This window comes from Ruegeria sp. YKSF57 (genome assembly GCF_059612585.1).
In genome coordinates, this window is sequence record NZ_JBXWQW010000046.1 from 22063 (window position 1) to 33510 (window position 11448).

Below are 11448 nucleotides of genomic sequence, written 5' to 3' on the forward strand. Positions count from 1 at the left end.
TTTTGAAGAAACTGGTCGAGCCGTGGTCCGCCGCGCCATGCCTTGACCCTGGCGCGCCGAAAAAAACGGGTGCCAGGGTTTTCGAATCGGTCAACAGCGCATGTTTGCGCCGTTAGCGTCGTAAATCGGTGCGCCAAGCACCTCGGCGTCGTGGAACTTGCCGAGGATCTCCACCTGTAGCGTGGTGCCGGGTGTGGCACAGTCCGTAGCGACATAACCCATTGCCATCGACCGCCCCGCGCGATGGGCATAGCCACCGGACGAGATATAACCCACCGCCTTGCCGTCTTTCAGAATCGCCTCGTCATTCGACACGTCGATGCCTTCGACATCGATGGTCATTGTCACCAGCTTCTGCTTTGCTCCGGCCTTCCGCGCCGTAAGAGTGGCCTCTTTGCCGACGAAATCCTTGTTCCAGTTGATGAAGGCATCCATGCCGGATTCGACTGCATTAAAATCCGGGCGGAATTCCAGTGTCCAGACGCCCCAGCCCTTTTCCAGCCGCATCGACATCAGTGCCCGGGCGCCATACCAGCGATAGCCCAGATCGGCGCCGGCTTCCTCGATCGCTTCGGCAAGACGCAGCAGGTATTGGGGTTTGCAATAGATCTCGTATCCCAGTTCGCCGGAAAAGCTGATCCGGTTCAGGATCACCGGCACACCGGCCACGAATGTCTGGCGCAGATCACGGAACTTGAGCGCAGAGGCAGAAACATCCTCGCGCGTGATCCGGGCCAGCAGTTCCCGTGATTTCGGCCCCGACAGCGCGATCCCGTGCCAGTCGTCCGAAACGTTGGCGTATGTGACGCCCTTGGGCAGGCCGCGTTCGAACCAGCGGCGGTGCGCCTCCTGCATCGCGCCCGAACCGAACAACATGAAGTGATCGTCGGCCAGGCAAGCCACGGTCAAATCCCCGTAAAGTCGCCCCTTGGGCGTCAGCATCGGTGTCAGCGTCAGGCGACCGGGTTTGGGCACATACCCCGCAAGGATGCGGTCCAGATAGATCCGCGCGCCCGCGCCCTTGAACTCGTGCTTGGCAAAGTTGGCGATTTCGATACCACCCACGGCTTGTTGAACGGCCTTGACCTCGCGCGCGACATAGTCGTGTGACCGGTTGCGTTCGAATGTCGGCTCCTCATGGGCATCGTCCGGGCCATCGGCGAACCACAAAGCGTTTTCTAGACCAAAGCCTTGACCCATCCGTGCGCCCTTGGCGACCAGCCGGTCATAAAGCGCGGTGGTTTTCTGCATCCGGCCCTTGGGCAGGGTTTCGTTGGGAAAGGTCATCACGAAACGGCGTTCGTAGTTTTCCGAGGATTTCACGGTGCCCCAGTCGGGTGTCGCAAATTCTCCGAACCGCGCCACGTCCATTGCCCAGACGTCGATCGAGGGTTCGCCGTCGATCATCCATTCAGCCATGGTCAGCCCCACGCCACCGCCCTGACAGAACCCCGCCATGACGCCTACGGCGACCCAGTAGTTTTTCATCCCCGGAACGGGGCCGATCATGGGGTTGCCGTCAGGCCCAAAGGTGAAAGGGCCGTTGATCATGTCCTTGATGCCGGCCTCTCCGATTGTCGGAATACGTTCGAACGACATCTCCAGCCGGTCGGCTATCCGGTCAAGATCGGGCTGCAACAACTCATGGCCGAAATCCCAGGGCGTGCCGTCGACCTTCCACGGCGTCGATTTGGGCTCATAGGTTCCCAGCAGCATGCCCTGCCGCTCCTGCCGGAAATAGATGTTGGCCTCGTAATCGATACCGGCGGGCAGGCGCCCGGCTTCGCCCATGCTTTCCATCCGCTCGGCGATAAGCGGGATCTTTTCGGTGATCAGATAGTGATGCTCCATCGGCTGCACCGGAAGATGGATGCCCGACATATGCCCGACCTCACGCGCCCAAAGCCCGCCGCAGTTGACCACGTATTCCGCGTTGATCTGCCCCTTGGGTGTGGTCAGGTCCCACGACCCGTCCGGGCGCTGCGACATGGCGGTCACGCCGCAATGGGTGAAATACTGCGCCCCGTGCACGCGGGCGGATTTGGCAAAGGCATAGGTGGCGCCGGAAGGGTCCAGATCGCCGTCCTGATCGTCCCACAATGCGGCATAGTAGTGCTTTGGGTCGATGAGCGGGTGGCGCTCGGCCAGTTCCCTGGGCGAGATGAATTCCTGATGAAGCCCCATATAACGGGCCTTCGAGCGCTCGCGCTTGAGGTAGTCGTACCACTCCTTGGTCGAGGCGGCATAGAATCCGCCGGTGATATGCAGGCCGACACTGTGGCCGCTGGTCTCTTCGATCTCCTTGTAAAGATCGATGGTATAGCTTTGCAGGCGGCTGATGTTGGGGTCCGAACTGATCGTGTGGATCTGTCCCGCAGCATGCCACGAACTGCCCGAAGTCAGCTCATCGCGTTCCAGCAGAACCACGTCTTTCCAGCCGAACTTGGCCAGGTGAAACAGGATCGAGCAGCCCACGACGCCGCCGCCGATCACAACGACCTTGGCATGAGACGGGAGAGGTTTGCCTGTGGCAGTTTCGTCTTTTTGAATCTCTGGCATGGTTTGGTCCTCAGTTGAGCGGCAGGCGGCGGAAGCGGCCGGGCATTGCGGGGTCATGGAAATGGTCAAGCGGTCCGTTCTCGACCAGGTGAGTGTGCCAGTGGTTCAGGGCGTCGCGGTCCAGCGTCACGCCCAGTCCGGGGCCTTCGGGCACCCGGACGGTGTTGTTCGTCTGCCGGAACGGCCCGCCCTCGATCACGTCGCCCACCTGCCAGCGGAACAGCGATTGCGACGGCTCGGTGATCCATGGCATGGCGGCAGACATATGCAGGTATCCGGCGGTGGCGATGCCTGCGTCCCCGGAGTAGCACCAGAACCCCACACCCATCGCCTCGCAGGCACCGATGAAGCGCACCGCGCGGCCAATCCCGCCCAGAACGGCAAAGTTGGTGACGATGAAATCAGGCGCACCCAGCGCCACCGCGCGGCGGATATCCGGCACATGGGTTGAAATCGGGATGGTGAAGTGCCGCCTCAACTCGGCCATTTCCTCGAACGTGGCAACCGGGTCTTCGTAATTGCGGATGTCGTAGGGTTCGATTTCCCGAAACACCCGCATCGCGGTGGGCAGCGACCATTGCATGTTGCTGTCGAGCCTGATCATCGCCTCAGACCCCAAGGCGGCGCGCATCGCCTTGACGGTGTCAATCTCCAGTTTCGGGTCACCCAGAATGAGCTTGCCCTCGAACATGGTGGAGCCGTGCTCCTCGCGCATGCGCATGCAATAGTCCGAAATTGCCTCGGGCGTCATTTCGCCGCCATCGCGAAAGCCGAAATACTCGGTAAAGGGGATGTCCTTGCGCACCGCCCCGCCCAGCAGGCGATATAGCGGCTCGCCAGCCACCTTGCCGCGCAGATCCCAAAGCGCAATCTCGATCGCGCCAAAGGCCTTGACCACCGAACTGTCATCGGTGTTCTGCACGATCTGCCAGGGCGGCACGCAGAGGCTCTCGCACCCGGCAATGTCCAGTGCGTCTGCGCCGATCAACCTCTCGCCCATGGCGCGGATGGTCTCTACCACATCTACCGACGGTGCCTCGCCCAGACCGACCAGCCCTTGATCGGTTTCAACCTCGATGATCGTTTTCGACGTTCCCGGATAATGCCCGCCAGTCCACCACATCGGCTTTTCCAGCGGGATGTTGACGGGAGTGGCACGCAGTCCGGTGATCTTAATACCAGGCATCGGGCAGCTCTTCCTTCCGTTTCTCGACAAAAGCTTCCAGTTCTTCACGCTTGGCGGCGTCCAATGGCGGTTCCTGATAGGTGTTCAACATGGCCTTCCAGCGCTTGAAGGCGCGCAGACGCATGTCTTCGGACCCGCCCTCTTCCCAGCTCTCGACGTTCTCGCTGTTGCTGAGTCCGGGCTCGTAGAATGCGGTCTGATAGTGGCGCATCGAGTGGGCGCAGCCCAGGAAATGACCGCCCGGTTGAACCTCGTCATAGGCGTCACGCGCCAGCGCGTTGTCAGACACATCAAGGCCCTGATCCAGCACCTTCTGATACCCGCCCAGACGGTCTGCATCCATCACCAGTTTTTCGAACCCGGTGCACAGCCCGCCCTCCAGCCAACCAGCCGAATGCAGTACAAAATTGGCACCGGCCAGCATCGTTGAATGCATGGAATCGGCGCTTTCATAGGCGGCTTGCGCATCCTCGATCTTGGATGCCGTCAGCGACCCCCCGCAACGCAAGGGCAACCCGGCGCGGCGGGCCAGTTGGCCGATGGCATAATTGGACATCACCGGCTCGGGCATCCCGAAGGTCGGCGCGCCGGATTTCAGCGACATCGACGACAAAAAGTTGCCCAGCACGAAGGGCGCGCCGGGGCGGAGCAGTTGCACATAGGCACAGACCATCATCGCCTCGGCCATCGCCTGCGCCACCGAGGCGGCGGTGCTGACCGGCCCCATCGCCCCCGACAGGATGAAGGGCACCACGACCAAACCCTGCCCGCGCGTGGAATAGACCCGCGCCGCCTCGGTCACCACCTTGTCGACCAGTAGGGGCGAGTTGGTGTTGACGTTGCCCATGATGACGCAGTTTTGCTCCATCACGTCGGCGCCAAAGACGATCTCGGCCATGTCGATGCTGTCTTGTGCGCGGCTCATTTCGGTGATGGCCCCCAGATGCGGCTTGTCCGACAGGGTCATGTGGGCCAGCAGCATGTCGAGGTGCCGCTTGCTGACCGGCACGTCGCAGGGTTCGCAGGTGACGAAGCCGCCGTGATGCAGGTTCGGATGCAAATAGGTCAGGCGTACAAGATCGCGGAACGCCGCCATGTCGCCGTATCGCCGCCCGCCCTCGAGATCACGAACGAAAGGCGCGCCATAGACCGGAGCGAAGACCTGATTTGCACCACCAATGGTGACCGAGCGCTCAGGGTTTCGGGCAAGCTGGGTGAATTCGCGGGGCGCCTTGGCGCAAAGCGACCGAATCCAGTCGGCCGGGGCGCGCACGATATCACCGTTGACCATTGCACCCTCGCGTTGCCACAGCCACAGCGCCTCGGGATCGTCGCGAAAGGCGATGCCGACCTCCTGCAGCAACCAGTCTACCTGCGATTCCAACCGGGATATCTGGTCTTCATCCAGTGGATCGAAAAAGGGCAGGGTTCTGCGCACAAAGGGAGACACCAGACCGGAATTCGCCTCTGCTCCGCGTACGCGCGTCTGCCGGGAACGTCTCGCCATATCTGCGCCTCCATCTGTTTCAGGGAATGATAGCGATGTGAATTCACCTTGTGACGCTTGAAAACATGAATGCTTTGGATAATTTGAAATTATGCAAGAACTCTGGAAACTGCTCTCTTCACCCCGCCATCTGGTCGTCTTTGAAGCGGCGGCGCGGCTGAATTCCTTTACCAGGGCCGCGCAGGAGCTGAACGTTCAGCAACCGGCGGTAAGCGCCTCGATCCGCCAGCTCGAAGACAGTCTTGGCGTTGCCCTGTTCACCCGAAGCCACCGCAAGGTTTCCCTGACCGCCGCAGGCGAGCGGCTGCGCGCCGACGTCACCCGTGCGTTCGAGCAGCTGTCCCATTCGGCCTCTGCAATTCAACAGCTGTCGCGGCCCGACTACGTGACCCTCAACGCCTCCACCGCTTTCAACAACTACTGGATCATTCCGCGCCTCGCCGACCTGCAATACCGGCACCCGCAGATCGACCTGCGCTTGCAATCCAGCGACCGCGAACCCGATATCGATACGGAAAACATCAGCCTTGCGGTGCGGCGCGGAACCGGCGACTGGCCGGGATGCGAAAGCGCCCTGATCGCCGAAGAGGTCATCTATCCCGTTGCCTCCACCCGGACAATGGCCGCCGCCGTCGACCTCAGAAACCTTGCGGGGCTGCTGCACCAGCCGTTGATTCATCTTGAAGAGCCGGTGCGTGACCGGCCCAGCTGGCGCGACTGGTTCGTGCAATTCGGCATTCACGAGGTCGTCCCCAAGGGTGGCCTGCGCCTGAACGATTACGCCCTGGTAATTCAGGCCGCGATGGCCGGCGAAGGTTTTGCCTTTGGCTGGAAACACTTGACCGACCGCCTGATCGACCAGGGCCTGCTTTCGGGGCGGAAAGAATGGAAATGGCGCACCGGCCAGGGATTCTATCTTGTCTGGTCACTCGGCCGCCCGCTGACGCATGAAGCGGTCCTGGTGCGTGACTGGATTCTGTCCCACCGTCAGTTATCCGAAGACGGATAGGACAGACCCATCTTGGACCGCCGCGCTATTTGCGCCGAAGCCCTATGGGCTGGCCGATCTGCCGCGCGGGCTCCAGCCCCTTGTGATCTTCAACCATCCGCGCCAGTCGCGTGACGGCCCAGTCCGGATAGGGGCAGGACCGCCCGGTTTCGTGGCTCACGTTGATGAACACGCCCTCCTGAGTGGCACAAAGCGCGTCATCCTCCTCCGCGAACATCTGGCCGAAGTAATGCCCCCGCTTACCATCGGCGTCGAGCAGCCGGAACCGATAATAGAACCGCTCGCCCTCGCGCACCTCGCGCAGGAAATGCACGTGCGACTGGATCATGTAAGGGCCTTCTCCCGTGGCTTCGACCTGTGGGCCTCCCAGACCCAGATGCGCAACCATCATCTCTTCGAGCCCCTCGTCGAAGGCGACGCCGTAATAGCCCACGTTCATGTGGCCGTTATAGTCGATCCACTCCGGCTTGACCGTGTACCCCCGCACCTCGACCGGTGCGGGATAAGGGCCGTCATGGCCCGCTGGTGGCACTGATTTCACTGGCATTGCCTGCCCTCCCCCTATTCCTCAAAAATCGCGACCGCCCGTGTAAACCCCGCCGAGGCACCCTTGATCTTGAAGGGAAAGCAGGAAATCTCGAACCCGGTGGGCGGCAGGTTTTCGAGATTGGCAAGCTTTTCCATGTGGCAGTACCCTATGTCCATCGAGGAGCGGTGCCCCTCCCAGATGATCGAGGGATCGCCCGTGCGCGCATATTCCCGCGCAGTCAGAGGGAAGGGCGCGTCCCAGCTCCACGCGTCGGTGCCGGTCACCCGCACGCCCCGTTCGGTCAGGTACAGCGTCGCCTCGCGCCCCATGCCGCAGCCCTTGAGCAGATAGTCGGGCTGGCCATAATGCGCCCCGGCCGAGGTGTTGACCACCACGATATCCAGGGGTTGCAGCTTGTGGCCGATCCGCTCCAGCTCTGCCGCTACATCCGCGGCACTCGCCACATAGCCGTCCTCGAAATGGCGGAAATCAAGTTTGACGCCGGGATTGAGGCACCATTCCAGCGGCACTTCGTCGATGGTGATGGCGCGTTCGCCGTTGTTCATCGTGGAATGGTGGTGATAGGGCGCATCCAGATGGGTGCCGTTATGGGTTGCAATGTGCAACCGCTCCACCGCCCAGCCCTCGCCACCCGGCAGATCCTCGCGTGTCAGACCGGGAAAGAACGTCATCACCTGTTCGGCGGTCTGATCGTGGCCAAGGTATTCGATTTCGGGCAACATGATTGACGGGTCCGATACGATGCCGGTCTCCAGCGGTACGGACAGATCGACGAAACGGCGGGGCATCGGACCTCCTTTTTTTGCAATGCTGAGACGGGGACGCTCGCGCCCCGAACAGAGCCAATCGCATCGCAGGTTGTCAACCGGGGCGGGGGCGCGGCCCTCGTCGCGGCCGCCACCGGGGTTTCTATCTGGTTGCACACGTTTTCGCCTATCAGGAGCCCTTCGAGATATCGGCAGATGGACGGGCGAAAATCGACATTTTCAAGGTTTTGTGCCATACTCGCCGAGAAATTGAAGCCAATCGAACCCTTGATAGCGGGGACGAAATGATCTGCAGCAATCTAAAGCGCCTATGCCTTTTGACGATTCCACTTGGCTTTTCGTTGGTATTGATCTGGGCTGACAGAGCCGCTGCCAGAGAACGGGAGTGCTCGCTGGCTTTGGCTTTTGGCCTCGATATTTCCGTCAGTGTCGATGAAGCCGAATACAGGCTCCAGCGCGCGGGGCTGGCCGCAGCCCTCACCGATCCGGTCGTTTCCCGGTTGATCGTCGCTCAACCGGGTGCGGTGGCGATGATTGCCTACGAATGGAGTAGCCATCGTCATCAATCCGTCATCGCCCCTTGGCATATGATTGAAAGCCAGGCGGATTTGTCCCGGTTCGCGGCTGCGATTATCGATGATGCGGGGTATCCGCATTTTTATCCAACCGCGATTGGCCAAGCGGTCGCTTTTGGCCTTTTGGCTCTCGAAGAAAAATCTGAGTGCTATCGTCGGGTTCTCGATATCTCTGGCGACGGCGTAAACAACGACGGATACCCGCCAGAAAGCGCCTACAAGCATTTCCCTGTCGCCGATGTCACCGTAAACGGACTGGTCATTCTGGGCGCCGAACCCGAGATCGTGCGTTACTACGAAACAAGCGTTATTCACGGAACTGGTGCCTTCGTCGAAGTTGCAGGCAGTTTCGCGGATTACGAAAGGGCAATGAAACGCAAACTCCTGCGTGAAGTTCAAGGCCCCTATCTGGCGCAGAAATAGGCTTCCGACTGGAACCTAAATCTAGTCCGCCTCTGCGTACTGTTGGCGTTTACAACATATACAAGTTGGGGTGTTTGACTCATCGCAGATCATTTGAATGAAAAACCGTGTTTCCTGCGTTCCGGGTGCGGCGAATGTCTTACCCGCCGCATACATTCTGCAGCAGCACCCACTCGCGGTCGGGCAGCACCTGTTCGACGGTGCGGCCCGCCATTGGGTCGGCCTCGATCAGGCCAAGAACGGTTTCCCCTGTTACGTCGCGGGCATAGGCATAGGGGGTTGAGGGCAGGGCGGCCTGCCCGAACATTGCCAGAATATCCTCGTCGGCGATGCTGGGCCGGGCCTCGGCCAGAACCTGTTCACCATAATGGTCGAGTGTATCGGGAGTCAGTTCGCCGGTAGTCAGCAATCGAAAGGCCGCCACCGACCCGGCGCGGTCCAGAAGATCGGCCAGTGGATCTGTTTGCGCGGCACGAGTGCGTTCGGCCAGAACAAAGCCCGCGGCCACCGTCGGGTCTTCGTGATCTTCGATCAGGGCGCGGTTCAACAGAACAAGCCGGCCAGGCAGAAACAGGCTTTCCGCCACGCCGCCGGGCAAAACCACGATCCGGCGCACCCCGGTTCTTTGCGCCAGCCGCTCCAGAACCGGTTGCGCATCCTGCGATGTGCAAGCGCGGCCTGACACCCGTTCTATATGGCGCAGGATGGTTTCCCCTATTTCCTGTCGTTTGATGTCGGGCACCACAGATACGACATGGCGCTGCAACGCCCCGGGCAGCCAGAATATCAAGACAGCCAGAACAGCGAAAAGGACCCCGGCAACACTGGCCCAGCGCAACCGACCCGGATGTGGTCGTGCCCGGTCGATGGCGCGCTGCAAGCGGTCGATCGCTTCGATCATCGTGGTTTCCGAGTCGGGCAGTTCGAGCGTTTCACCCGGGTCGCCATCGGGGTTGTAGATCGCTGGAAATTCACCCGGGTTCTGCCGCTCCAGCGCGGCCAGGGACCAGTGCGTCAGGGCGGTGTCCTTGAAATCCGAAATCGTCAGCGTCGCCTCGCCGATCGAGACCAGCACTTCGCGCCGTTGCTCCTCGGGCGAGGGTCGCCACAGACCGGTGGCTTCGATCCGCTCATACTGTTTCAGCGCCGTCATTCGGATGGTTTATGCTCGTCATTGTTTTCTGTAACCCTAGCATGGGAAAATCGGGCACGGCAAACGAGTAGAGCGGTTGATTGGCCATTTTCGCCGGAAACATCCGAAACCGGCATCGAATGTCGCTGAGATTTCAGAGCGCTGGCGGTCTGAACGGTAAGAGAGGGGAATGCAGACAGGTCCAAAAACCGCGCCGGTGGCGGCGTCGATATTGATGGTTGCCGCGATGGCGATCATTGGTGTGATCGACAATTTCGTCGTACGCGTGGCCGAGACCATCGGGCTTTGGCAATTCCACTTCACCCGCGCGCTGGTGATGCTGCCGCTGATTGGCGGGCTGTCCCTGTTGGGGTTGGGCCATATGCGACCCATACGCCCGAACATGGTCGTCTTGCGCAGCATCCTGATGGCGCTGGCGATGCTGTTCTATTTCAGCGCGCTGGCCTTCATGCCCATTGCCCAGGCGCTGGCGGGGTTGTTCACCTCACCCATCTTTGTGCTGTTGATCTCGTCCCTGGGACTGGGGCAGCGGATCGGGCCATGGCGCATTCTGGCAGTGCTGACCGGATTTGCGGGTATTCTGTTCGTGTTGCAGCCTGATCCGGATGCCTTTGATCTCAAGGTTTTGATCCCGGTTGCGGGAGGTCTTTTCTATGCCATGTCGGTGATCGTCACCCGCAGTTATTGTGCCGGCGAAAGCACGGTTGTTTTGTTGGGGGCGTTGGCGATCACTTTGGGAACCGCAGGCGCGCTGGGCCTGATCGGGTTTGCGTTGTTTCCGGTGGAACCAGCGGCCGGCCCTGCGGGCTTCGTGATGCGGGGATGGGTCTGGCCCATGACGGACGCAGTGCCATGGATTGTCACGCAGGCGGTGGGCGCGTCCGTGGCGGTTTTCATGCTGATCAAGGCCTATCAGTTGGGCGAGCCTTCTTATGTGTCGGTCTTCGAGTATTCCATCATGATCTTCGGCCCGCTTTTTGCATGGGTTGCTTTCGGGCAGACCCTTGGCGCCTATCAGATTCTGGGCGTGGCCCTGATCGCTACCGCCGGTATCATCATAGCCCTGCGTTCGGGTTGAGGCTTCAGCTTGGCCATCAACCGGGATAGCGTAACCGCATGATCATCTCGACCGGCCGTTCCTATGTCTTTGTCCATATTCCCAAAACCGGAGGGACCTCTCTGGCGCTGGCGCTGGAGAACCGGGCGATGAAGGGTGATATTCTGCTGGGTGACACGCCCAAGGCCAGAAAACGCCGCAAGCGGGTCAAGAGCGTGCAAAGCCGGGGACGGCTGTGGAAACATTCGACACTGTCCGATATCGATGGCCTGGTATCGCCAGAGGTCCTGAGCGGGCTTTTTGCCTTTACCCTTGTGCGCAACCCGTGGGACCGGGTCGTCAGCTACTACCACTGGCTGAGAGAGCAGGAGTTCGACCACCCGGCGGTGTCCTTGGCAAAAAAGCTGGAGTTCGAACCCTTTGTCCTGCACCCCCATATTCTGGCCTCGTTCCGTAACAGCCCGGCGCGCTCCTATATGCTGCGCGCCGATGGAAAGGAACAATGCGCGGCCTATATTCGGCTTGAACATTTCGCCGAGGATGCCGGGTCGCTGACCCTGCATCTGGGATTTCAGGTCGAGATGCCGCACCTCAACCGTTCGGAGCGCGGGGCCGATTATCGCCGGTATTACTCATCGGATACTGTGGACGCGGTCGCCGAG

10 protein-coding genes are annotated in these 11448 nt (G+C 60.7%); 4 read left to right on the forward strand and 6 right to left on the reverse strand.

Annotated elements, in window-relative coordinates; translation table 11 throughout:
* Nucleotides 1–90: 90 nt before the first annotated feature.
* From AC2FLX_RS17545 to AC2FLX_RS17555, 3 genes are read right to left on the reverse strand one after another with little or no spacing between them, the layout of a single operon-like run.
* A complete protein-coding gene (locus tag AC2FLX_RS17545; RefSeq protein WP_496810771.1) occupies nucleotides 91–2559 on the reverse strand; it encodes a GcvT family protein in 2469 nt (822 codons plus the stop codon).
* 10 nt (nucleotides 2560–2569) lie between these two features.
* Complete coding sequence (locus AC2FLX_RS17550; RefSeq protein ID WP_480751210.1) at nucleotides 2570–3745, reverse strand: mandelate racemase/muconate lactonizing enzyme family protein; 1176 nt, start codon at nucleotides 3743–3745, stop codon at nucleotides 2570–2572.
* Nucleotides 3732–5252: a trimethylamine methyltransferase family protein gene (locus tag AC2FLX_RS17555; RefSeq protein ID WP_496810770.1), complete on the reverse strand. Its 1521-nt coding sequence runs from the start codon at nucleotides 5250–5252 to the stop codon at nucleotides 3732–3734. Before AC2FLX_RS17555 ends, AC2FLX_RS17550 begins: the two co-directional genes overlap by 14 nt.
* A gap of 91 nt (nucleotides 5253–5343) precedes the next feature.
* Between AC2FLX_RS17555 and AC2FLX_RS17560 the strand changes: the two genes are divergently transcribed.
* Nucleotides 5344–6261 (forward strand): LysR substrate-binding domain-containing protein, encoded by a 918-nt coding sequence (locus tag AC2FLX_RS17560; protein WP_480751214.1) that lies wholly within the window; start codon nucleotides 5344–5346, stop codon nucleotides 6259–6261.
* 25 nt (nucleotides 6262–6286) lie between these two features.
* On the opposite strand, the gene AC2FLX_RS17565 is transcribed toward AC2FLX_RS17560, so the two are convergent.
* Nucleotides 6287–6808, reverse strand: coding sequence for a thioesterase family protein (locus tag AC2FLX_RS17565; RefSeq protein ID WP_480751215.1), 522 nt, complete (start codon nucleotides 6806–6808; stop codon nucleotides 6287–6289).
* A 14-nt stretch (nucleotides 6809–6822) separates the two neighbouring features.
* On the reverse strand, nucleotides 6823–7599 hold the full coding sequence (locus AC2FLX_RS17570; protein ID WP_480751217.1) for a cyclase family protein: 777 nt from the start codon (nucleotides 7597–7599) through the stop codon (nucleotides 6823–6825).
* 263 nt (nucleotides 7600–7862) lie between these two features.
* Between AC2FLX_RS17570 and AC2FLX_RS17575 the strand changes: the two genes are divergently transcribed.
* Entirely contained in the window at nucleotides 7863–8576 is a 714-nt protein-coding gene (locus tag AC2FLX_RS17575; RefSeq protein ID WP_480751219.1) for a DUF1194 domain-containing protein, read from the forward strand.
* A gap of 139 nt (nucleotides 8577–8715) precedes the next feature.
* Here AC2FLX_RS17575 and AC2FLX_RS17580 read toward each other — a convergent pair whose 3' ends face one another.
* The gene (locus AC2FLX_RS17580; protein WP_496810769.1) at nucleotides 8716–9729 is read right to left on the reverse strand and encodes a hypothetical protein; all 1014 of its coding nucleotides are present in this window, start codon (nucleotides 9727–9729) and stop codon (nucleotides 8716–8718) included.
* Nucleotides 9730–9898: 169 nt separating this feature from the next.
* Between AC2FLX_RS17580 and AC2FLX_RS17585 the strand changes: the two genes are divergently transcribed.
* Nucleotides 9899–10807, forward strand: a complete 909-nt coding sequence (locus AC2FLX_RS17585; protein WP_496810768.1) for a DMT family transporter — start codon at nucleotides 9899–9901, stop codon at nucleotides 10805–10807.
* Nucleotides 10808–10845: 38 nt separating this feature from the next.
* A partial coding sequence (locus tag AC2FLX_RS17590; protein WP_496875485.1) for a sulfotransferase family 2 domain-containing protein occupies nucleotides 10846–11448 on the forward strand: 603 nt, incomplete at its 3' end.

What these genes read in the sequence shown, in the direction of transcription:
- AC2FLX_RS17545 (WP_496810771.1), bottom strand. Translation starts at nt 2,559, where the DNA reads ATGCCAGAGATTCAAAAAGACGAAACTGCCACAGGCAAACCTCTCCCG.
- AC2FLX_RS17550 (WP_480751210.1), bottom strand. Translation starts at nt 3,745, where the DNA reads ATGCCTGGTATTAAGATCACCGGACTGCGTGCCACTCCCGTCAACATC.
- AC2FLX_RS17555 (WP_496810770.1), bottom strand. Translation starts at nt 5,252, where the DNA reads ATGGCGAGACGTTCCCGGCAGACGCGCGTACGCGGAGCAGAGGCGAAT.
- AC2FLX_RS17560 (WP_480751214.1), top strand. Translation starts at nt 5,344, where the DNA reads ATGCAAGAACTCTGGAAACTGCTCTCTTCACCCCGCCATCTGGTCGTC.
- AC2FLX_RS17565 (WP_480751215.1), bottom strand. Translation starts at nt 6,808, where the DNA reads ATGCCAGTGAAATCAGTGCCACCAGCGGGCCATGACGGCCCTTATCCC.
- AC2FLX_RS17570 (WP_480751217.1), bottom strand. Translation starts at nt 7,599, where the DNA reads ATGCCCCGCCGTTTCGTCGATCTGTCCGTACCGCTGGAGACCGGCATC.
- AC2FLX_RS17575 (WP_480751219.1), top strand. Translation starts at nt 7,863, where the DNA reads ATGATCTGCAGCAATCTAAAGCGCCTATGCCTTTTGACGATTCCACTT.
- AC2FLX_RS17580 (WP_496810769.1), bottom strand. Translation starts at nt 9,729, where the DNA reads ATGACGGCGCTGAAACAGTATGAGCGGATCGAAGCCACCGGTCTGTGG.
- AC2FLX_RS17585 (WP_496810768.1), top strand. Translation starts at nt 9,899, where the DNA reads ATGCAGACAGGTCCAAAAACCGCGCCGGTGGCGGCGTCGATATTGATG.